Origin of the sequence: Pseudomonas extremorientalis (genome assembly GCF_001870465.1) — a bacterium.
Lineage (GTDB): Bacteria > Pseudomonadota > Gammaproteobacteria > Pseudomonadales > Pseudomonadaceae > Aquipseudomonas > Aquipseudomonas extremorientalis.
The window spans coordinates 341,933-363,565 of record NZ_MDGK01000037.1 but is presented as its reverse complement, the minus strand read 5'-3'; the positions used below and the strand labels follow the sequence as shown (position 1 = coordinate 363,565).

The following is a 21,633-nucleotide window of genomic DNA, read 5'->3' as shown; positions in this document are numbered from 1 at the left end:
GTGCCCGTTTTTTAAGCGCTCCTGGCAGGCAAACGCACCCGGGAGCAGGTAGGATGTACGCCTATTTTACGGGTGGCATGGTTAATGAAATTCAAGGATCTTCGGGATTTCGTGCAGCAACTTGAGCAGCGCGGAGAGTTGAAACGTATTCAGATGCCGATTTCCCCGGTGCTGGAAATGACTGAGATTTGCGACCGTACCCTGCGCAACAAGGGCCCGGCGCTGCTGTTCGAGAACCCGACCGGCTTTGATATCCCGGTGCTCGGCAACCTGTTCGGTACGCCGGAGCGCGTGGCCTTTGGCATGGGCGCAGAGTCGGTCAGCGAATTGCGCGAGATCGGCAAGCTGCTGGCCTTCCTCAAGGAGCCCGAGCCGCCCAAGGGCCTCAAGGATGCCTGGTCGAAGCTGCCGATCTTCCGCAAGATCATTGCCATGGCCCCCAAAGTGGTCAAGGACGCGGTGTGCCAAGAGGTGGTCATCGAAGGCGATGACGTCGATCTCGCCATGCTGCCGGTGCAGACCTGCTGGCCCGGCGACGTCGGCCCGCTGATCACCTGGGGCCTGACCGTCACCAAAGGCCCGAACAAGGACCGCCAGAACCTCGGCATCTACCGCCAGCAAGTGATCGGCCGCAACAAGGTCATCATGCGCTGGCTGAGCCACCGTGGCGGCGCGCTGGACTACCGTGAGTGGTGCGAGAAGCATCCCGGCAAACCCTTCCCGGTCTCCGTGGCCCTGGGTGCCGACCCCGCCACCATCCTCGGTGCCGTGACCCCAGTGCCCGACAGCCTGTCCGAATACGCCTTCGCCGGTCTGCTGCGCGGTAACCGCACCGAGCTGGTGAAATGCCGCGGCAACGACCTGCAAGTACCGGCCACTGCCGAAATCATCCTCGAAGGCGTGATCCACCCGGGTGAAATGGCCGATGAAGGCCCTTACGGCGACCACACCGGCTACTACAACGAAGTCGACAGCTTCCCGGTGTTCACCGTCGAGCGCATCACCCATCGGATCAAACCGATCTACCACAGCACCTACACCGGCCGGCCGCCGGACGAGCCGGCGATTCTCGGCGTGGCACTCAACGAAGTGTTCGTGCCGATCCTGCAGAAGCAATTCCCGGAGATCACTGACTTCTACCTGCCGCCGGAAGGCTGCTCGTACCGCATGGCCATCGTGACCATGAAAAAGTCGTACCCAGGTCATGCCAAGCGGGTAATGCTCGGTGTGTGGTCGTTTTTGCGACAGTTCATGTACACCAAGTTCGTTATTGTCACCGACGACGACATCAACGCCCGCGACTGGAACGACGTGATCTGGGCCATCACCACGCGCATGGACCCCAAGCGCGACACGGTGATGATCGACAACACGCCAATCGACTACCTCGACTTCGCTTCGCCGGTGTCGGGCCTGGGTTCGAAGATGGGCCTGGATGCCACCCACAAATGGCCGGGTGAAACCACCCGCGAGTGGGGCCGGGTGATCGTCAAGGATGAAGCCGTCACTGCCCGTGTCGATGCGATCTGGAAAGAATTGGGAATAGATTGATGCGTGTAACCCTGCAACCTTCCGGCGCCGTGCTGGAGCTGGTCCCTGGCGAGCGAATCCTCGAAGGCGCACGCCGCCTGGGCTACGAGTGCCCACAGGCCTGTCGCAACGGTGTGTGCCATGTGTGCGCCGCGCTGTTGGTGGAAGGCCGCGTGCAGCAGGCCGGTGAAGTGCGTGATCACGGTGAGTTCTACACCTGTATTGCCGAGCCGCTGGAAGATTGCATTGTGTTGTGGGATGGCGTGCTGGCGCCGGGAGAGTTGCCGTTGCGCAAGCTGTCGTGCCAATTGAGTGAATGCGTAGAGGTCGGTGGCGATGTGTGGCGGGTGCGCCTGCGTGCGCCGGCTGGCAAGGCGGTGCGTTACCACGCCGGGCAATACCTGATGATCGAGCGGGAGAATGGCGAGAAATCCGCGTTCTCCCTGGCGTCGGCGCCTCATGCCGGGCGTGAGCTGGAGTTACATGTACTGGCCCGCGAGGACAGCGCGCGCACTTTGCTTGCGCAACTGCAGCGCAACCAGATGGCCCGCGTCGAGCTGCCGTTTGGCGACACCCACCTGGCCGAGCTGCCCGATGGGCCGCTGGTGTTGATCGCCGCCGGCACCGGCATGGCGCAGATGCACAGTCTGATCGAACATTGCCGCGCCTCCGGCTTCAAGCACCCGGTGCACCTGTACTGGGGCGTGCGTCGCCCGGAAGATTTCTACGAGATCGAACACTGGGATCAGTGGCTGCAACTGCCCAACCTGTTCCTGCACAAAGTCGTCAGCGATCTGTGCGGTTGGGAAGGGCGCTGCGGGTTGTTGCATGAAGCGGTGTGCGAAGATATTGCCGACCTCAAGTCGGTGCACGTCTACGCCAGCGGCTCACCGGCCATGATCTATGGCACTTTGGATGCGTTGGTCGAAGCCGGCATGGATGCGCACCAGATGCGGGCTGATGTGTTTGCCTATGCGCCGCGTGCTTAAAATCGTACGCCGGTCGTCACCATCGCTGCATTGAACCCCAGCAACACCAATTCCGCCGCCACCGGCCCGTAATGGGCGCCCACCGACGGAATGATCACCGGCGCCACGCCGAAACGGTTCAACGGGATCTTGTCGCGGTACTTGCCGCGATAGCCCTGGATCGCCCCACCGGTCAGCTTCAGGTACACCGGAGAGTCCGCCAGGTCGTAGCGTTTACCCGCGTACGCGTAGAACGAGCGCTGGCTGAACGAGTTGCGAAACGTCGCCCCGCCATACACAAAACCTGAGGCTTCATTGCGCTCCAGGCCGATCAGGTCCTGGTTGTTGTTGTGGTCCGGGTCCGGCGCAAAGTGCCGGGTGTAGACGCTGGTCTGGGCGTACCAGAAACCTTTGTCGTCCTCGGTGGCTGGTGCTTCGCCCGCCAGAGCGGTGGTGGCCTGGGCCAGGAACAGCAGGCCAGGCAGTCGGAATTTTTTCATGGGTGCGACCTCGATAGTCGGTTTGACAGGCGGCTAGGTGGGTCGGGACGTGTGCGCTATTTTGACGGCTTGGCGCGTTCCCAGGCTGAACCGGGGCTGAAACTACCGGGATTGGCACGCGCAATCCTGACGAATGGGCGAGTTTGCATATGCAATCGCTTATGCTTTAAAGGTATTTAATTTGTTACATGAATATCCTTAAGCTATATCGCAACGGACTACCGACTCATTCACAACCACCAATCACTGACCGTCACCGCCCGCCAGCCGGACCGATCGTATGAATTCAGAACGCGACGTTCTGGTTTTTTGATTCAAAGGGGAGCGGTATGGGGAGCTACAAGCAACACGCGCTGTACACGGCGATTTTGTCAGCCAATTTGCTGACCGTCGTGGGGTTCAATCCTGTCTTCGCGGCCGAAACCTCGGCTACCGATGCACCCAGGCTCGACACCGTGATCGTCACCGGCACCCGAGCCCAGGAGCGTACGGCCAGTGCTTCGCTGTCACCCATTGATGTGATTTCCGGCGATACCCTGCGCAGCACCGGCTCCGATGAGCTGGGCGCAGTACTGGCGCGGCTGATTCCGTCGATCAACTTCCCGCGCCCGAGCCTGGTGGACGGTGCTGAGCTGGTGCGTCCTGCGCAGTTGCGTGGCCTGTCGCCAGATCAGGTGCTGGTGCTGGTCAATGGCAAGCGTCGCCATACCAGCGCGTTCGTCAACCTGGGCGGTGCGGTGGGTCGAGGCTCGGCGCCGGCGGACCTGAATGCGATCCCGCTGTCGGCGGTAGACCATATCGAGGTGCTGCGCGATGGCGCTTCCGCGCGCTACGGCTCGGACGCCATTGCCGGGGTGATCAACGTGATCCTCAAGCACGCCGACCATGGTGGCTCGATCTCTACCAAGTTCGGCGAATACAAGAAGGGCGACGGTATCCAGCGTAATGTCGGCGGCAATACTGGCCTGGCGTTGGGCGATAACGGCTTTATCGACCTCTCGGCCGAAGGTGCCGATAACGATTACACCAACCGTGCGGGAGATGATTACCGCCCAGGCAGTGTCGGCTCCACCACCTACGGCCAGCGCGTGTTTCGCCAGGGTGAACCGGCCACGAATGAGGGCAAGTTCCAGTTCAACTCGGAATATTCGTTCAACGATGCCGCCGAGTTCTACACCTTCGGCGGCTACAGCAAGCGGCGCGGTGAGACGGCGGCGTTCTACCGGGCGAGCAACGCGTCCAATAACATCCCGGCGCTCAACCCCAACGGTTATCTGCCGCTGATCAAGGGCAACCTGGAAGACACCTCGCTGGTGGTGGGCCTGCGTGGGCTGTTGGCCTACGACTGGCATTACGACCTGTCGGCCAACTACGGCAAGAACCAATACGAGCTGGGCACGGAAACCATCAACACCTCCCTGGGCCTGGCCACGCCGCGCAAGTTCGACAACGGCACCCTGAGCAACGACCAGAAGCAAGTCAGCCTCGACCTGTCCCGTGAGTTCGACGTGGGCTTGCTGCCATACCCGGTCTCCGTGGCCTTTGGCGGTGAATACCTGCGCCAGGGTTACGAGATTGAAGCGGGTGAACCGGCGTCCTACTACCAGACCGGCAGCTCGGGCCTCGGTGGCTTCCGTGATGCCGACGCCGGCAGCAGTTCGCGCGACAACTGGGCCCAGTACCTGGACCTGGAAACCAACTTCACCGAAAAACTCAGCGCATCGGCCGCCGTGCGGCATGAGGATTACAGTGACTTCGGTTCCAATGTCAGCGGCTCGCTGTCGGCCCGTTACGACTTCACCCCGCAGGTGGCCTTGCGCGGCAGTATCTCCAACGGTTTCCGCGCACCGTCCCTGGCGCAGCAGAACTTTGCGTTTACCTCGTCGCAGTTGATCGGCAGTGACATCCGCGAGGCCGGCACCTTCCCGGCGTCGAGCCAGGTGGCCCGCCTGCTGGGCGCGGAAGACCTCAAGGCCGAGAAGTCGCGCAACTACAGCCTTGGCCTGGTACTGGAACCTGCCGACGACCTGACGGTAACGGTGGACGTGTACCGCATCGATATCCGCGACCGTATCAGTCTGTCGTCCAACCTCAACCTGGACCCGGCCACCCAGGCCTATCTGCGCGCCAATGGTGTCGGCAATATCAACTACACCACTGCCCGCTACTTCACCAACGCCACCGACACCAGCACCGACGGCATCGACCTGGTGGCCAACTATCGCTATCAGTTCGATAACGGCATCCGTTGGAACAGCACCGTAGGCTACAACTACAACCACACCCGGGTGACGGACGTGAAGCCCAACCCGGCCATCCTCGATAGCCTGGGTGCCAACCTGGTGCGGGTGGACCGTCGCGAAAAGAGCGGTTTGTTGGGCGATACCACGCCTGAACACAAGCTGAGCCTGGGTAACGACTTCACATTCGGCAATTGGGCGCTGCACAGTAACCTGGTGCGCTATGGTGAATTCACCAGCTACCAGGCCGACAAGGTCAACGACCAGACCTTCAAGGCGGCCTGGGTCCTGGATTTGTCGGCGGACTACAAGTTGAAGAACTGGACCTTCACCCTGGGCGGCGACAACGTCACCGATAAATATCCGGAGAAGGTCAACGCGTTTGCCAGCAGCGGTGGGAATTTGGCCTATAGCACTTTTTCGCCGTACGGTTACAGCGGTGCGTTCTATTACGGTAAAGTTGCCTACAACTGGTAAAGCACAGGAGACCTAAGCGATTTGCCATGACCGTTATTGAATCCGATCTCTTGCAATTGGCTTACCCTCCGCGGCTCGATCTTGGGCCGCAACTCACTCACGAACAGTTGATGAGCTCGATGCAGGCCACTATGGCGCGGCATAAGGGTGGGCCGGTCTGGTTATTCGCTTATGGTTCGCTGATCTGGCGCCCTGAATGCTCCTCGACCGAGCGGATGCGGGCACGGGTCCACGGTTATCACCGGGGCCTGTACCTGTGGTCCCATGAGCATCGGGGGACACCGGAGTTGCCGGGATTGGTGTTTGGTCTGGATCGCGGCGGCTCCTGCAGCGGATTTGCCTACCGTTTGCCGGACGATCAGTTGGAGGCCTCGCTGTACGCCCTGTGGCAGCGCGAGATGCCTTACCCGTCCTACCGGCCACACTGGCTCAGCTGCCGTCTGGAAGATGGCAATACCGTACAGGCGCTGGGGTTTGTGTTGGAACGGCACTTGCCCAGTTACGCCGGTAACTTGCCCGATATCGTGCTGAACCATGTGCTGCAAAGCGCTTGCGGGCGTTACGGCACCACTCGCGATTATGTCGAGCAGACCGTCAACGCCCTGCGTAGCCACGCCATGCCAGATAAGAACCTGGAGGCGCGGCTCAAGCGCTGTGCAAAGGATTGCCCAGGCGGTTAACGCGCCGAGCTGACGCTGTTGGTGTGCCACAGCGTTGGGATCAGAAAGGCGATTGCCAGCAGGCACGCGCCGATCAGCAGCACGAAACCACCGTCCCAGCCGAAATGGTCCACGGTGTAACCCATGGCCGCACTGGCAGCCACCGAGCCGCCCAGGTAACCGAACAGGCCGGTGAAGCCCGCAGCGGTGCCGGCGGCTTTCTTCGGTGCCAGTTCCAGCGCCTGCAGGCCGATCAGCATCACTGGGCCGTAGATCAGGAAGCCGATGGAGAACAGCGCGATCATGTCGATCATCGGGTTGCCCGGCGGGTTGAGCCAGTACACCAGGGTCGCCACAGTCACCAACGCCATGAACACGATGCCGGTCAGGCCACGGTTGCCACGGAAGATCTTGTCCGACATCCAGCCGCACAACAGCGTGCCCGGGATACCGGCCCACTCATAGAAGAAGTACGCCCACGACGATTTATCCACCGTGAAGTGCTTGGCTTCTTTCAGGTAGGTCGGTGCCCAGTCCAGTACGCCATAGCGCAGCAGGTAGACAAACACGTTGGCGAAGGCGATGTACCACAGCATTTTGTTGCGCAGCACGTACTTGACGAAGATTTCCTTGGCGCTGAATTCGTCTTCGTGGCTGGCGTCGTAGCCTTCCGGGTAATCGTTCTTGTATTGCTCGATTGGCGGCAGGCCTACCGATTGCGGGGTGTCGCGCATGGTGATGAAGGCAAAGGCCGCGACCAGCAACGCGACGGTGGCCGGTACGTAGAACGCCGCGTGCCAGTCGTTGAACCAGGCCATGCCCAGCAGGAACAGCGGGCCGATCAGGCCGCCGCCGACGTTGTGCGCCACGTTCCACACCGACACCACGCCGCCGCGTTCTTTCTGCGACCACCAGTGCACCATGGTCCGTCCACTTGGCGGCCAGCCCATGCCCTGGGCCCAACCGTTGATGAACAGCAAAATGAACATCATGGTCACGCTGGACGTCGCCCAAGGTGCGAAACCGAAAATGAACATCACCCCGGCGGAAACCAGCAGGCCGAAGGGCAGGAAGTAGCGCGGGTTGGAGCGGTCGGACACCAGGCCCATGAGGAACTTGGACAGGCCGTAGGCAATCGCGATAGCCGACATCGCCAGGCCCAGTTCGCCGCGGGTATAGCCCTCGTCGATCAGGTAAGGCATGGCCAGGGAGAAGTTCTTGCGCAGCAGGTAGTACCCGGCGTAACCGAAGAAAATACCGGCGAAGATCTGCCAGCGCAGGCGTCGGTAGGTACTGTCTATTTTTTCTTCAGGCAGGGGCGCCTGATGTGCGGCAGGACGAAAGAAAGCAAACATTCAAGAGCTCCAGATTTCTTGTTTTGACTGCGGATGCGAATGTTACAGTTTCGTTACCGAAAATAGCATCGCCTCTTATCTGTAAACAACAAGAAATGAACCCTAATGAATGTTCCCTTACGAACACCGGAGATCAAAATGTGTGAGGGGAGCTTGCCCCTCCCACATTGACCCTATTTCAAATTTTTTATCGAGTCTGGACGACCACTTTACCAACCGCCTTGCGCTGCCCCAGGTCATTGATTGCCTGGGCGGCCTGTTCCAGCGGATACACCTGCGACACCAACGGCTTCAACTTGCCCTCGCCGTACCAGGTGAACAACTGCTGGAAGTTCGCCGCATTATCCTGCGGCTGGCGCTGAGCGAACGAACCCCAGAACACCCCTACCACCGCCGCGCCCTTGAGCAGCGCCAGGTTCACCGGCAACTCCGGAATGCGCCCGCTGGCAAACCCCACCACCAGCAAGCGGCCGTTCCAGGCGATGGCGCGAATGGCTTGGTCAAACAGGTCGCCCCCCACCGGGTCGTAGATCACATCGGCGCCATTGCCGTCCGTGAGGCGCTTGATCTCGTCTTTCAGGCTGGCTTCGCTGTAGTTGATCAACTCATCGGCGCCGGCGGCCTTGGCCACCGCGAGTTTGTCGGCGCTGCTGGCGGCGGCGATCACACGGGCGCCCATGGCTTTGCCGATTTCCACGGCGGCCAGGCCCACGCCACCGGAAGCGCCGAGTACCAGCAGGGTTTCGCCGGCTTGCAGGTTGGCCCGTTGCTTGAGCGCGTGCATCGACGTGCCGTAGGTCATGCTGAACGCGGCGGCGGTGTTGAAATCCATGCTCGGCGGGATCGGCAGTACGTTATAGCCCGGCACCGCGACCTGTTCGGCAAAGCTGCCCCAGCCGGTCAGCGCCATGACCCGGTCACCGACTTTCAGGTGGCCGACTTTTTCGCCCACTTCACTGACCACGCCTGCCGCCTCGCCACCCGGCGAGAACGGAAAGGGCGGCTTGAACTGGTACTTGCCCTCGATGATCAGCGTATCCGGGAAGTTGACCCCGGCCGCGTGCACGTCCAGCAGGATTTCGTTCTTCTTGATCGCAGGGCTTGCGACATCTTCCAGCACCAGGGTTTCGGCAGGGCCGAAGGCTTTGCACAGCACAGCTTTCATCGGACTATTCCTTTTGGCGTCGTGGCCGATAAGTGTAGGAGGGTACGCCCGTGGGTCAACGAGCATGCCCAGGCCTGATAAGCCGCCATAAGCTTGTGCTCTGCCTTGCTAGCGTTATGCTACCCGGCAACCGAATGTGAGGAATGAACTGTGAAAGCGTGGATCCTGTTGATGCTGGCCCTGACCTTGCCGATGGCGGCCCAGGCCGAAGAAGCCAAAGAAGGCGAGGCGCCGAAGGTCAGCTATATCAGCCTGAGCCCGCCGTTCGTGGGCAACTACGGCCTGGATGGCACGGCGAAACTCAAGGTGTTCAAGGCCGACATCGCCCTGCGCGTGACCGGCACCGAAGCGGCCGCCGCCGTCAAAGCCAACGATGCGTTGATCCGTAACCAGTTGGTGGCGCTGTTCACCCAGCAGACCAACGAGGCGATGAGCACCGTCGAGGGCAAGGAAAAACTGCGCCAGGAAGCCCTGAAGCAGACCCAGCAAGTGATGAACGACGAAACCGGCAAACCGGTGGTGGAAGACCTGTTGTTCAACAACCTGATCATCCAGTAACCGCAGCGCGCCCATCGGGGGCAAGCCCCCTCCCACAGTTGGAATGCGATCAAATGTGGGAGGGGGCTTGCCCCCGATGACGGCGGTACAGGCGCCTCAGGACGCCAGGCTTTTCCTGAACCGCGCCAACGCCACCACAAAAAACACCAACCCAATCCCCGCCAGCGCCAGCAAGTCCGGCCACACCACGCTCACCCCTGCATCACGAAACAGAATCGCCGCACTCAAACTCACAAAATGCGTCGACGGCGACCCCTGCATCACCCACTGCAACCACTCGGGCATGCTGTCCAGCGGCGTACTGCCGCCTGAGAGCAACAGCATCGGGATAATCACCGGAATCGCCAGCAGGCCGAATTGCGGCGTCGAACGGGCAAGCGTGGCGAGGAAAATCCCCAGCGCCGTGCTGGCAAACAGGTACAGCGCTGTCACGAACAGGAACAACCCCAGCGATCCGGCCAGTGGTACACCGAGCAAGCCTTTGACCACCACCTCCAGCGACAGCCAGGTGCACAGCACCACCACCAGCATGTTGCTCCAGATTTTTGCCAGCATGATTTCCAGCGCCGTCAGCGGCAGCACCAGCAGGTGGTCGAGGGTGCCGTGTTCACGCTCACGCAGCAGGGCAGTGCCGGTGAGGATAATGGCGAGGATGGTGATGTTGTTGACGATCTGGATCACCGCCAGGAACCAGCCGCCCTCCAGATTGGTGTTGAACAGCGCCCGGGTAGTGAGCTGCGCGGGTGCCCGGCTGGCGGCATCGGCTTGTCCGCTGTAGGTCAGCAGTTCTCGCTGGAAAATCCGCCCGATATAGCCCGCCCCCATGAACGCCTGGCTCATCGCCGTGGCATCCACATTCACCTGCACCCCCGGCTGGCGCCCCGCCAACAGGTCCGCCTGGAAGTTCGCCGGCACATTGATTACGAAGGTGTACTTGCCGCTGTCCATGACCCTGTCCAATTGGTCATAGACCAACGGTGCAGGCGCCTGGAATTCGGGCGGTTGCAGCGCTTCGGCCATCTGCCGTGAGAGGGCGCTGTGGTCTTCATCGACAAACGCTACGCTGGCATTGTGCACACCGATCACCGAACCGGCGGCGGGCATATAGATGGCGACGGTGAAGGCGTAGAACAGAAACAGCAGCAATACGCTGTCGTGGCGCAGGCTGGTCAGTTCCTTGATTCCCAGCCGCAGAATGTGCGCGAACTTATGCATCAGGCCTCCTGCTTCTTGAGCATGACCAGGCTCAGCCCGGTAAACCCGACGAAGAACCCGAACAGCGCCAGGCACTGGGGCCACAACTGGCGCAGGTCCAGGGCCTTGGTGAAGGTGCCCACGGCAATGTCCAGGAAGTGCCCCGCCGGAAACAGCATACCCATCAAGGCCGCCGCGCCCTCCAGGGACGAGCGCGGCACGATCAGCCCGGAGAACTGGATCGTCGGCAAGCTGGTGATGATCATGGTGCCGAGGATCGCCGCGATCTGCGTGCGGGTGAAGGCCGAAATCAGCAGGCCCATGCTGGTGGTCGCCAGCACGTAGAGCAGGCCGCCGAACGCCAGGGTGAGGGCGCTGCCCTTGAAGGGTACGCCGAACAGCCAGCGGTTCATCGCCACCAATACCGCCAGGTTGACCAGGCTCACGGCCAGGTACGGTGCCTGTTTGCCGAGCAGGAACTCCAGTCGGGTCAGCGGCGTGGCGTAGAAGTTGGTGATCGAGCCCAACTCCTTTTCGCGCACGATGCCGAGCGCGGTGAGCATGGCCGGGATAAATGCCAGGATCAGCGCCATCACGCCGGGGCCTATGGCATTCACGCTAACCACGTCCTGGTTATAGCGAAAGCGCGTTTCCAGCCTGGCGGCGGCCGGGGTGTTGCGCGGCAGGCTGCTCAGTTCGGCCAGTTGCTGCAGGTTCTCCTGATGCACGGCCTCGACATAGTTACGGCTGGTTTCCGCGCGAAACGGCATGCCGCCGTCCAGCCACGCGGCCACTGTAGGCTGGCGGCCGGCATAGAGATCGCGACCAAAACCAGGCGGGATCTCCAGGGCCAGTTTGATTTCTGAACGTTGCAGGCGCCGGTGCAGTTCAGTCGAGTCCTGGATCGGCGCTTGCTCGGCGAAATAGCGCGAACTGCGAAACGCCTCCAGGTAGGCGCGGCTTTGCGGCGTCTGGTCCTGGTCGTAGACGGCGAAGGCGAGGTTTTCCACATCCAGGGAAATGCCATAGCCGAAGATCACCATCATGAACATCGCCCCCAGCAGGGCGAAGGCCATGCGCACTCTGTCGCGCAGCAGTTCCTTGCCTTCCCGGCTGGCCACGGCCGCTAGCCGGGCCAGGCTGAACCCCCGTTTACTCATGGGCGGTGTGCTGGTTCCGCTGACAGTCTTGGCGGGCGCAGTAGGCTCGGCTTCGCCCTGGGCGCGCTCCAGGCAGGTGACGAACGCCGCTTCCAACGTATCGCCGTGGAATTGCTGTTGCAGCGCATCCGGCGTATCGCAGGCCAGCACCTTGCCCGCGTGCATCAAGGAGATGCGGTCGCAGCGCTGGGCTTCGTTCATGAAGTGTGTGGACAGGAAGATGGTCACGCCTTGCTCGCGGGACAGCTCGATCAGCAATCGCCAGAAGTCATCCCTGGCGGCCGGGTCGACGCCCGAGGTGGGCTCGTCGAGAATCAGCACTTCCGGACGATGCAGCACCGCCACCGCCAATGACAAGCGCTGGCGCAGGCCCAAGGGCAGCTCGCCGGACGGTTGCTCGGCGACGTCACCGAGGTCGAAACGCTGGATCAGCTCATCGATGCGCGGGCCGCTGTCCGCCTTGGGCAGGTCGAACAGTTGCGCATGCAGCACCAGGTTCTGGCGCACGCTGAGTTCGCCGTACAGCGAGAAGCTTTGCGACATGAAACCCACGCGCTTGCGGGTGGCTAGGTCCTTGGCGTTCACCGGGTTGCCCAGCAGCGTCGCGCTGCCCTCGGTGGCCGGCATCAGCCCGGTGAGGACTTTCATGGTGGTGGTCTTGCCGCAGCCGTTGGAGCCGAGGAAACCGAAGATCTCGCCGCGACCAATGGCGAAGCTGACCTTGTTCACTGCGGTGAAAACGCCAAAACGCAGGGTCAGGTCATGGGCCTCGATGGCGATATCGGTGTTGTCGCTTTGCCTCGGCGGGATCACCAGCGGCTGGTTGTCGTGAGCGCTGTCACCCTGGAAGTGGGTGAAGGCTTCGTCCAGCTTTCCGCTGGGTGTCGCGGCGGCCAAGTCGCTGCTCAGGCCATCGGCGATCAGCTTGCCGCGATCGAGCATCAGGCAGTGTTCGAACTGCTCGGCCTCTTCCATGTAGGCCGTGGCCACCAGCAGCGTCAGTTGAGGGCGTTCGCTGCGTACGCTGTCGACCAGTTCCCAGAAGCGCCGACGTGACAGCGGGTCGACGCCGGTGGTGGGTTCGTCGAGGATCAGCAGGTCCGGGTCGTGGATCAGCGCGCAGCACAAACCGAGCTTCTGCTTCATGCCGCCGGAGAGCTTGCCCGCCGGGCGTTCGGCGAAACGCGCGAGGTCGGTGGCCAGCAGCAGGTTGTGCATGCGCTGGTCGCAATCGGCTTGGGACAGGCCGAACAGCGTGGCAAAAAAGCGGATGTTTTCGCTGATGGACAGCTCGGGGTACAGGTTGCCGCCCAAACCCTGGGGCATAAAGGCAATGCGCGGGTACAGGCTGTTGCGGTGGCGGCGATCTTCGATGGCGCCGCCGAGCACCTGCAACTGGCCGTCCTGGAGCTTTTTAACCCCGGCGATCAAGCCCAGGAGGCTCGACTTGCCTGCGCCATCCGGGCCGATCAACCCGCAGCGCGTACCAGCCGGCAGGCTGAAAGTGATATCAACCAGGGCCTGTTGCTTGCCGTAGCGATGATTGATCCCCGTGGCCTGCAGCGCCAGGGCGGTCATTGCAGGTTGGCCGGCCAATCAATGTCAGCCGTGCGCACATAACCGGCGCCGGGCATGCCCGGTTTGGCCTGGGGCACGGCGCTGGGTTGGGTCAGGCGCAGTTTGACGCGGAATACCAGTTTCTGGCGTTCGTCGCGGGTTTCCACTTCCTTGGGGGTGAACTGGGATTTGGCGGCGACGAAGCTGATCCTGGCCGGCAGCGGCTGGTCGGGCAGGGCGTCGAGCAGGATGCGTGCGTCGCTGCCGACGGTGAGGCGACCGGTCACGGAAGCGGGCAGGTAGAGGTTCATGTACTGATCATTAGGGTCGATCAGTAGCAGCACGCGGCCACCCGCGCCGAGCACTTCGCCGGGCTCGGCCAGGCGCAGCTGGATGATTCCGTCGATGGGCGCGCGCAGGCTGCTGTCGTCGATCTCGCTGGTGAGCTGGGCGACCTGGGCCTGGGCGGCGCCAATCGCGGCTTTCACCGAATTGACCTGGGCCTGGGCGGCAATCACGGCGGCGTTGCCGGTGTTCTGCCGGGCTTGCTGCTGGTCGATCAACTGGCTGCTGGCGAAGCCGCGCTTGTACAGCTCCTGGGTGCGCTTGAGTTCCTGGTTGGCCAGCAGTTGTTCGCTCTGGCGCAGTTGTACATTGGCCTCGGCAGCGGCGAAGTTTTCCTTGGCGCGCAGCACTTCGGCTTCGGCCTGGGCGCGTTGGGCTTCGAGGGTGCGGGTGTCCATGCGCGCGAGCAGTTGGCCTTTGAGCACCTTATCGCCTTCGTCCACCCGCACTTCGGCCAGGCGCCCGGGGATCTTGGCAGCGATCTGCACTTCGGTGGATTCCAGGCGCCCATTGCCCATGCTCAGGCCTTCGGGCAGGCGGTCCTGGGTGGAGCGCCAATAACCGAAGCCGCCGGCACCCAGCAACAAGGCGATGAGGGCAACGGCGAATAGGCGGGAGGTGTGGTGGTTCGTCGACATGGCTGCTTCCTGCGGCGTTAGCGTCCTAGTGTGAGCGGTTTGCCCCGGTGCGGCGTTGATGCCGGTCAGTCAAATCAACTTGATGACGGCGGCCCATTGCTCGGGCGTGACGGGCATCACCGAAAGCCGGCTGCCTTTTTGCACCAGAGGCAATTCGGCAAGGGCCGTTTGCTGTTTGAGATAGCCCAGGCCGAGCACCTTGGGAAAGGTCTGGACATGGGCGACGTTGATCGCGCTCCACGGATTTTTTTCCGGGCTGGCCTTGGCGTCGAAGTAGTGGCTTTCGGGCTCCAGCGCGGTGGGGTCCGGATAGGCCGCCTTGATGATTTTGCCGATGCCGGCAATACCCGGCTCCGGGCAACTGGAGTGATAGAAGAAAAACTCGTCACCCACCGCCATGGCCCGCAGGAAGTTACGCGCCTGGTAATTGCGCACCCCGTCCCAGCGGGCTTGGCCGAGTTTTTCCAGGCCTTTGATGGAGAGCTCGTCGGGCTCGGATTTCATCAGCCAATAGGCCATTTTTGGGCTCCTGAAATAAGCAGTGGGCAAGTTGTCCTGCAATTTAATGACAAACCGACAGTCGGTTGGCGCCAAGGTTTGCGTGTTGGTTCACGTTACCGCAGAATGCCGGCTTTTAAAGCTTGACGCAGCTGCAACGGACTACTTTGGAACGTTGTTGTCATCGTGTACGAGATGCCTGAAGGGGGGCAATCGATGCAACGTAAACCGGATTTACTATGGATTTTGGTGATTTTGTTTGGTCTGGGCGTCGTGACCACCGGGTATGCCCAAAGCTTGTGGTCGAACAAGACCGATGCGCCCGTTGAACTGGCTCAGCAGCAGCCACAACCGTTCAAGCGCTGACCCTTCTTCAAGGCGCCGCTGACTCCAGTGGCGTCTTCGCACTATACCAATGCTTATCGGTGACGGTGCCCGCCAGCGGCACATCCCAGCTTGCCTGTGCCAACCGTTCGACCTTCTGACATTCATGGGCCAGACCCAGCAGCGTCGGCTTGCGCCAGCTCTGTCGCCGCGCCAGGTAGGCCAGGCTGCGGTCGTAGAACCCGCCGCCCATGCCCAAGCGCCCTCCCGCATCATCGAACCCCACCAACGGCAGCAACACCAGGTCCAGCGCCCAGACGTTGCGTTGGCGGCTGATATTCATCCGGGGCTCCAGGATGCGAAAGCGATTGGGCAGCAGCTTTTCCCCAGGCCTTACGCGCTGGAACACCATCTTGGTCCGAGGCCACGCGCTGAGCACCGGCAGGTAGGTGGCCTTGCCCCGGCGCTGGGCGGCGCGCAGCAGCAAGCGCGGATCGATTTCACCGTCCGTCGGTAGATACAAAGAGATATGTTTGGCCCGGCGAAACAGCGGATGCTGTGCCAGTTGCCGATACAGGCCCCGGGCGGCCTTGCGCTGCTCGCTCGGCGTGAGGGCGCGGCGGGCTTTGCGCAACATGCGTCGAAGTTGCGGACGGGAAAGCGGCGCAGGTTCGGTCATGGTTTCGGCTCATAAAACAATGCCAGTCCGGAGACTGGCATTGAGTTTGGGAATTCAGGCTCCCCGACAGAGCCGCTGTCGACTTAGCCCTTGAACCCGAAAGTTCAAGGTGGAAGATGCAGTAGGCTTTAAGGCTTTCCGTCTAGCGGACATGCACACCAGCCCAACGTGCAACTTCCAGGGTAGTGCGAATCGGCTCAGGGACATCGCCGACTGGCAAACACGCCAGGGAGTGGGGCGAGTATACCTTAAACCGTCGCGGCAATCAGCCCTTGGGTGCTTCCGGGTCGCTGGAAAGCACCAGATCGACACGTTCCAGCAAGTCACGCACCTGCTCACGTGTCGAGCCGCTGGCCTGCACGTCAGGGCGTTCCTGCTTATGCAGCAGATCGTGGGTAATGTTCAGGGCGGCCATCACGGCGATGCGGTCAGCGCCGATGACTTTGCCGCTGCTGCGGATTTCACGCATCTTGCCATCCAGGTAGCGGGCGGCGCTCACCAGGTTGTTGCGCTCTTCCTGGGGGCAGATGATCGAATATTCTTTGTCGAGGATCTGCACGGTGACGCTATTGCTTGAACTCATGAGTCTTGCTCCAGGGCCTTCAGGCGCGAAATCATCGATTCGACCTTACGCCGGGCGATTTCGTTTTTTTCAATGAGGTGAGCGCGTTCCTCGCGCCAGGTCTTTTCCTGAGCTAATAGGAGTCCGTTTTGACTCTTAAGTTGCTCGACCCGAGTAATTAGCAATTCGAGTCTGGCCATCAGCGCTTGCAGGTCGGTGTCTTCCATTGGGTTCCACTGGATTTGTCTGATGAATGGCAACTGCAGGATAAACGATCTGACGCCCTTGATAGTCTTGGTACGTCTGCCGGTGCTAGGATACAGCGCTCCATTCTAGACATTGCGCCGTCTGGCGCCTAGCTCACCATGCCTATTCAGAACTCCCCATACGATGCTTTCTCCAAACTGCTGAGCGCCAGCGGCCACCCCTGCTCGCCAGCCGAACTGCACGGCGTGTTGCTGGGCCGTAGCTGCACCGGCGTCGGCTTTGATGCCGACAACTGGCTGGCCGACGTGGCCGAGCTGCTGGAAACCGAACCGACCGACAACGTGCGCAACGCGCTGATCGGCCTCCAAGAGATGGTCAAGGGCGAGCTGACCGGTGATGACGTCACCGTGGTCCTGCTGCTGCCGACCGACGACGCGCCGCTTACCGAGCGTGCCGCCGCACTGGGCCAATGGTGCCAGGGCTTCCTCCACGGTTTCGGCGTGAACGCCGGCGGCCTGGAACTGAGCACCGACGCCAAGGAAGTGCTGCAGGACCTGGCAGCCATCTCCCAGGTGCAAGACGCCCTGGAAGAGTCCGAAGACGGTGAGGGCGACTACATGGAAGTGATGGAATACCTGCGCGTCGCGCCGCTGCTGCTGTTCACCGAGACCAAAAAATCGGCTGAGCCGGCTGCACCCAAGCCTTCGCTGCACTAAGAAAGGAAACCTATCTGCCCATGATCCATATCCCGAAAGCGGAATACACCCGGCGCCGCAAGGCGCTCATGGCGCAGATGGAACCCAACAGCATCGCGATCCTGCCGGCCGCCGCCGTGGCGATCCGCAACCGTGATGTCGAGCATGTCTACCGCCAGGACAGCGACTTCCAGTACCTGAGCGGCTTCCCCGAGCCGGAAGCGGTGATCGTGCTGATGCCCGGTCGCCAGCACGGCGAGTACGTGCTGTTCTGCCGCGAACGCAACGCCGAACGCGAACTATGGGACGGCCTGCGCGCCGGCACCGAAGGCGCAATCCGTGACTTTGGCGCCGACGATGCCTTCCCCATCACCGATATCGACGACATCCTGCCCGGCCTCATCGAAGGCCGCGACCGGGTGTACTCGGCCATGGGCAGCAATGCGGAGTTCGACCGGCACCTGATGGAATGGATCAACGTGATCCGCTCCAAAGCCCACCTGGGCGCCCAGCCACCGAACGAATTCGTTGCGCTGGATCATCTGTTGCACGACATGCGCCTGTATAAATCGGCGGCGGAAGTGAAGGTGATGCGCGAGGCGGCGCGAATCTCCTGCGCGGCCCACGTGAAGGCGATGCAGGCCAGCCGGGCCGGCCTGTATGAGTTCAGCCTGGAAGCCGAGCTGGATTATGAATTTCGCAAAGGCGGCGCGAAAATGCCGGCCTACGGTTCCATCGTCGCCGCCGGGCGCAACAGCTGCATCCTGCATTACCAGCAGAATGACGCGGTGCTCAAGGACGGCGACCTGGTGCTGATCGACGCCGGTTGCGAGATCGACTGCTATGCCAGCGACATCACCCGCACCTGGCCGGTCAATGGCAAGTTCTCGCCGGAACAAAAGGCGATCTACGAGATTGTGCTGGCCTCCCAGGAAGCGGCCTTCGCCGAGATCGCCCCGGACAAGCATTGGAACCAGGCCCATGAGGCGACCGTGCACGTCATCACCGCCGGGTTGGTCAAGCTGGGATTGTTGCAGGGTGACGTCGACGAACTGATCGCCAGCGAAGCCTATAAGGCGTTTTACATGCACCGCGCCGGCCATTGGCTGGGCATGGATGTGCATGATGTGGGCGAATACAAAGTGGGCGGTGAATGGCGTGTGCTGGAAGTCGGCATGGCGTTGACCGTGGAGCCGGGGATCTACATTTCGCCGGACAACCAGAACGTGGCAAAGAAATGGCGTGGCATTGGCGTACGCATCGAGGACGACGTGGTAGTGACCAAGCAAGGCTGTGAAATCCTGACCGGCGGCGTGCCCAAGACCGTCGCCGACATCGAAGCGCTGATGGCGGCTGCCCGATGAGCCGGGTCAACCTGGCGATCATCGGCGGCGGCCTGGTGGGTGCCAGCCTGGCACTGGCGTTGCAGGCCGGGGCCAGGGCCCGTGGCTGGAAGATCGTGCTGATCGAACCCTTCGCGCCGGGCGACAGCTACCAGCCGAGCTACGATGCACGTTCGTCGGCGCTGTCCTTCGGCGCCCGGCAAATCTATCAGCGCCTGGGCCTGTGGCAGGACATTTCCCGCCGCGCCGAGCCGATCAAGCAGATCCATGTGTCCGACCGTGGGCGTTTCTCCACTGCACGTCTGTCCGCGATGGAGGAGGGCGTGCCGGCCCTCGGCTACGTGGTGGAAAACGCCTGGCTGGGCCAATGCCTGTGGCAAGGCCTGGACAAAGACGTGGTCAGCTGGCGTTGCCCGGCCGAGGTCACACGCATGGAGCCGCTGCCCGATGGCTACCGCCTGACCCTCAATGATGAAACCGTGCTGGAGTGTGATCTTGCCGTACTGGCCGACGGCGGCCGCTCCGGCCTGCGCGAGCAATTGGGCATTGGCGTGAAAACCCGCCCGTACAATCAGAGCGCGCTGATCGCCAACATCACCCCTAGCGAAGCCCACAACGGCGAGGCGTTCGAGCGCTTCACCGATGAAGGCCCGATGGCCTTGCTGCCGCTGCCAGACAACCGCTGCGCGCTGGTCTGGACCCGCATCGGCATGGATGCGCAGCGCCTGGCCGGTCTCGATGAGCGCAGTTTCCTGAGTGAATTGCAGGGTGTGTTCGGCTATCGCCTGGGCACCCTCAAGCAGGTCGGTGCCCGCCACCTGTATCCGCTGACGCTGGTGGAAGCCGAGGAGCAGGTGCGTTCGCACCTGGCGATCCTTGGCAATGCCGCCCACAGCCTGCACCCGATTGCCGGGCAAGGCTTCAACCTGTCCCTGCGTGACGCGAATGCCCTGGCCGAGGCCTTGCTGGCCGGGCCGCAGGTGCCGGGTGATTTAGCCACCTTGCAGGGCTATCGCGAGCGCCAGCGACTGGACCAGAGCCTCACCGTGGGCTTCTCCGACCAGGTCACCCGCCTGTTTGGCAGCGCCCAACCGTTGGTCGCGGTGGGGCGCAACCTGGGTTTGCTGGGCCTGGACCTGTTGCCGCCGGCCAAGCGCTGGTTCGCCCGGCAGGCCATGGGCCTGGGCACGCGCCCCGATGCGTAAGTGGTTGATCGCGCGTCTGGGCAAGGCGCGGTTGTTGCGTTGGATCATGACCCTGTACCCGCCGTATCTGGGCGCGGGGGTCAGCGTGCAGCACATGAGCGCCGATTTTCGTCACGTCAAAGTGCGCATGGGCCTGGGCTGGTACAACCGCAACTATGTCGGCACGCAATTCGGCGGCAGCCTGTACTCGATGGTTGACCCGTTCTACATGTTGATGCTGATGGAGAACCTGGGCCGCGACTACATCGTGTGGGACAAGGCGGCGAGTATCGATTTCATTTCGCCCGGCAAAGGTCCGGTGTATACCGAATTCTCCATCGACGAGACCTTGTTGGACGAGATCCGTCGACACACCGAAGGTGGCGAGAAGTACCTGCCCCACCTCGAGGTGCAGATTCATGACGGCTCCGGCACCCTGGTGGCGCGGGTCGACAAAACCCTTTACGTGCGGCGCAAGCCGCCAGTGAGACAGGCTTAAAGCATGGATATGCGCGCAGATGTGCTGATTGTCGGGGCCGGAATGGTCGGAAGCGCCCTGGCGCTGGCGTTGCAGGGCAGCGGCCTGCAGGTGCTGCTGCTCGACGGCAGCCCGCTGAGCGTCAAGCCGTTCGACCGTGACGCGGCGTTTGAACCCCGCGTGAGCGCCTTGTCGGCTGCCAGCCAACGCATCCTCGAACGCCTGGGCGTGTGGGACGGCATCCTGTCGCGCCGCGCCAGCCCTTATGGCGAGATGCAGGTGTGGGACGGCAGCGGCACCGGGCAGATCCACTTCTCGGCGGCCAGCGTACATGCCGAGGTGCTCGGGCATATCGTCGAGAACCGCGTTGTGCAGGATGCCTTGCTCGACCGTCTGCACGACTGCGACCTGGGCCTGCTGGCCAATGCGCGCCTGGAACAGATGCGCCGCTCCGGCGATGACTGGCTGCTGACCCTGGCCGACGGGCGCAAATTGCGCGCGCCGCTGGTGGTGGCCGCCGATGGTGCCAACTCCGCCGTACGCCGCCTGACCGGCACCGCCACCCGCGAATGGGATTATCTGCATAACGCAATCGTTACCAGCGTGCGCAGCAGCCAGCCGCATCAGCGTACGGCGTGGCAACGCTTTACCGATTCCGGCCCGCTGGCGTTTTTGCCGCTGGTGCGGGATGGGCATGAGGATTGGTGTTCGATCGTCTGGTCGACCACGCCGGCCGAGTCCGAGCGCTTGATGGCGCTGGATGATGAACGTTTCTGCCGTGAACTGGAACGCGCCTTTGAAGGGCGCCTTGGTACGGTGCTGAGCGCCGACCCGCGCGTGTGCGTCCCGTTGCGTCAGCGCCACGCCAAACGCTACGTGGCCGAAGGCCTGGCATTGATCGGCGACGCGGCCCACGTCATCCACCCATTGGCGGGACAGGGCGTGAACCTGGGCTTCCTTGATGCGGCGACATTGGCTGAAGTCTTGTTGGCGGCGACCGAGCGCGGCGAGCGCCTGGCGGACGTGAAGGTGCTGAGCCGATACGAGCGTCGACGCATGCCGCATAACCTGGCGCTGATGGCGGCGATGGAGGGCTTTGAGCGGTTGTTCCAGGCCGATCAACTACCGCTGCGCTGGCTGCGCAACGCCGGGCTGAAGATGGTCGACCAGATGCCCGAGGCCAAGGCCGTGTTCGTACGCCAGGCTCTCGGCCTGACTGGCGATCTCCCGAACCTTGCCAAACCCTGATATTGAAATGCGACCCCTTGTGGGAGGGGGCTTGCCCCCGATGAGGCCATCAGCCTACAAGCAATATCC

General features: G+C 62.2%; 21 protein-coding genes and 1 other RNA gene. 11 read left to right on the top strand and 11 right to left on the bottom strand.

Annotated features, from left to right (window positions below):
- The first annotated feature begins 84 nt into the window (after window positions 1–84).
- Together ubiD and BFN10_RS15850 are read left to right on the top strand one after the other, a co-directional pair.
- The gene (gene ubiD / locus BFN10_RS15855) at window positions 85–1,551 is read left to right on the top strand and encodes a 4-hydroxy-3-polyprenylbenzoate decarboxylase (RefSeq protein ID WP_071490463.1); all 1,467 of its coding nucleotides are present in this window, start codon (window positions 85–87) and stop codon (window positions 1,549–1,551) included.
- Window positions 1,551–2,519 (top strand): CDP-6-deoxy-delta-3,4-glucoseen reductase, encoded by a 969-nt coding sequence (locus tag BFN10_RS15850; RefSeq protein WP_071490462.1) that lies wholly within the window; start codon window positions 1,551–1,553, stop codon window positions 2,517–2,519. The genes ubiD and BFN10_RS15850 overlap by 1 nt, the downstream gene beginning before the upstream one ends.
- Here the strand turns inward: BFN10_RS15850 and BFN10_RS15845 are convergent.
- The gene (locus BFN10_RS15845; protein ID WP_071490461.1) at window positions 2,516–2,998 is read right to left on the bottom strand and encodes a sn-glycerol-3-phosphate transporter; all 483 of its coding nucleotides are present in this window, start codon (window positions 2,996–2,998) and stop codon (window positions 2,516–2,518) included. The two genes, BFN10_RS15850 and BFN10_RS15845, sit on opposite strands and share 4 nt — an antisense overlap.
- A gap of 329 nt (window positions 2,999–3,327) precedes the next feature.
- Here BFN10_RS15845 and BFN10_RS15840 point away from each other — a divergent pair, with 329 nt between their 5' ends.
- A complete protein-coding gene (locus tag BFN10_RS15840; protein WP_071490460.1) occupies window positions 3,328–5,715 on the top strand; it encodes a TonB-dependent receptor plug domain-containing protein in 2,388 nt (795 codons plus the stop codon).
- Between the two features lie 26 nt (window positions 5,716–5,741).
- Window positions 5,742–6,395 (top strand): gamma-glutamylcyclotransferase, encoded by a 654-nt coding sequence (locus BFN10_RS15835; protein WP_071490459.1) that lies wholly within the window; start codon window positions 5,742–5,744, stop codon window positions 6,393–6,395.
- On the opposite strand, the gene glpT is transcribed toward BFN10_RS15835, so the two are convergent.
- Both glpT and BFN10_RS15825 read right to left on the bottom strand, forming a co-directional pair.
- On the bottom strand, window positions 6,392–7,729 hold the full coding sequence (glpT, locus tag BFN10_RS15830) for a glycerol-3-phosphate transporter (RefSeq protein WP_025857408.1): 1,338 nt from the start codon (window positions 7,727–7,729) through the stop codon (window positions 6,392–6,394). The two genes, BFN10_RS15835 and glpT, sit on opposite strands and share 4 nt — an antisense overlap.
- A 187-nt stretch (window positions 7,730–7,916) precedes the next feature.
- Window positions 7,917–8,894: an NADPH:quinone oxidoreductase family protein gene (locus BFN10_RS15825; protein WP_071490458.1), complete on the bottom strand. Its 978-nt coding sequence runs from the start codon at window positions 8,892–8,894 to the stop codon at window positions 7,917–7,919.
- Window positions 8,895–9,044: 150 nt separating this feature from the next.
- On the opposite strand from BFN10_RS15825, the gene BFN10_RS15820 reads away from it, so the two are divergent.
- The gene (locus BFN10_RS15820) at window positions 9,045–9,452 is read left to right on the top strand and encodes a flagellar basal body-associated protein FliL (protein WP_032884296.1); all 408 of its coding nucleotides are present in this window, start codon (window positions 9,045–9,047) and stop codon (window positions 9,450–9,452) included.
- Window positions 9,453–9,548: 96 nt separating this feature from the next.
- Here BFN10_RS15820 and BFN10_RS15815 read toward each other — a convergent pair whose 3' ends face one another.
- From BFN10_RS15815 to BFN10_RS15800, 4 genes are all read right to left on the bottom strand, one after another.
- Entirely contained in the window at window positions 9,549–10,667 is a 1,119-nt protein-coding gene (locus tag BFN10_RS15815) for an ABC transporter permease (protein WP_071490457.1), read from the bottom strand.
- A complete protein-coding gene (gene rbbA, locus BFN10_RS15810; RefSeq protein ID WP_071490456.1) occupies window positions 10,667–13,384 on the bottom strand; it encodes a ribosome-associated ATPase/putative transporter RbbA in 2,718 nt (905 codons plus the stop codon). The genes BFN10_RS15815 and rbbA overlap by 1 nt, the downstream gene beginning before the upstream one ends.
- The gene (locus BFN10_RS15805; RefSeq protein WP_071490455.1) at window positions 13,381–14,346 is read right to left on the bottom strand and encodes an HlyD family secretion protein; all 966 of its coding nucleotides are present in this window, start codon (window positions 14,344–14,346) and stop codon (window positions 13,381–13,383) included. Before BFN10_RS15805 ends, rbbA begins: the two co-directional genes overlap by 4 nt.
- Window positions 14,347–14,415: 69 nt before the next feature.
- Window positions 14,416–14,865, bottom strand: a complete 450-nt coding sequence (locus BFN10_RS15800) for an EVE domain-containing protein (RefSeq protein WP_071490454.1) — start codon at window positions 14,863–14,865, stop codon at window positions 14,416–14,418.
- Window positions 14,866–15,060: 195 nt separating this feature from the next.
- Between BFN10_RS15800 and BFN10_RS29460 the strand changes: the two genes are divergently transcribed.
- Complete coding sequence (locus BFN10_RS29460) at window positions 15,061–15,210, top strand: hypothetical protein (protein ID WP_010207387.1); 150 nt, start codon at window positions 15,061–15,063, stop codon at window positions 15,208–15,210.
- 7 nt (window positions 15,211–15,217) lie between these two features.
- Here BFN10_RS29460 and BFN10_RS15795 read toward each other — a convergent pair whose 3' ends face one another.
- From BFN10_RS15795 to BFN10_RS15780, 4 genes are all read right to left on the bottom strand, one after another.
- Window positions 15,218–15,847, bottom strand: coding sequence for a 5-formyltetrahydrofolate cyclo-ligase (locus tag BFN10_RS15795; protein WP_071490453.1), 630 nt, complete (start codon window positions 15,845–15,847; stop codon window positions 15,218–15,220).
- 56 nt (window positions 15,848–15,903) lie between these two features.
- A non-coding RNA gene (ssrS, locus tag BFN10_RS15790) (6S RNA) lies at window positions 15,904–16,082 on the bottom strand.
- A gap of 30 nt (window positions 16,083–16,112) precedes the next feature.
- Window positions 16,113–16,430: a cell division protein ZapA gene (locus BFN10_RS15785; RefSeq protein ID WP_058426457.1), complete on the bottom strand. Its 318-nt coding sequence runs from the start codon at window positions 16,428–16,430 to the stop codon at window positions 16,113–16,115.
- Window positions 16,427–16,636 carry a TIGR02449 family protein gene (locus tag BFN10_RS15780; RefSeq protein ID WP_007982902.1) on the bottom strand — a complete coding sequence of 70 codons (210 nt, stop codon included), beginning with the start codon at window positions 16,634–16,636 and terminating at the stop codon, window positions 16,427–16,429. Before BFN10_RS15780 ends, BFN10_RS15785 begins: the two co-directional genes overlap by 4 nt.
- A gap of 138 nt (window positions 16,637–16,774) precedes the next feature.
- Here BFN10_RS15780 and BFN10_RS15775 point away from each other — a divergent pair, with 138 nt between their 5' ends.
- From BFN10_RS15775 to BFN10_RS15755, 5 genes are read left to right on the top strand one after another with little or no spacing between them, the layout of a single operon-like run.
- Entirely contained in the window at window positions 16,775–17,332 is a 558-nt protein-coding gene (locus BFN10_RS15775) for a YecA/YgfB family protein (RefSeq protein ID WP_058426458.1), read from the top strand.
- Between the two features lie 20 nt (window positions 17,333–17,352).
- Complete coding sequence (gene pepP / locus BFN10_RS15770) at window positions 17,353–18,675, top strand: Xaa-Pro aminopeptidase (RefSeq protein ID WP_071490452.1); 1,323 nt, start codon at window positions 17,353–17,355, stop codon at window positions 18,673–18,675.
- Window positions 18,672–19,859, top strand: a complete 1,188-nt coding sequence (gene ubiH, locus BFN10_RS15765) for a 2-octaprenyl-6-methoxyphenyl hydroxylase (protein ID WP_071490451.1) — start codon at window positions 18,672–18,674, stop codon at window positions 19,857–19,859. The genes pepP and ubiH overlap by 4 nt, the downstream gene beginning before the upstream one ends.
- Window positions 19,852–20,337 (top strand): DUF4442 domain-containing protein, encoded by a 486-nt coding sequence (locus BFN10_RS15760; protein WP_071490450.1) that lies wholly within the window; start codon window positions 19,852–19,854, stop codon window positions 20,335–20,337. Before ubiH ends, BFN10_RS15760 begins: the two co-directional genes overlap by 8 nt.
- A gap of 9 nt (window positions 20,338–20,346) precedes the next feature.
- Entirely contained in the window at window positions 20,347–21,564 is a 1,218-nt protein-coding gene (locus tag BFN10_RS15755; protein WP_165447917.1) for a 2-octaprenyl-3-methyl-6-methoxy-1,4-benzoquinol hydroxylase, read from the top strand.
- Window positions 21,565–21,633: the final 69 nt, after the last annotated feature.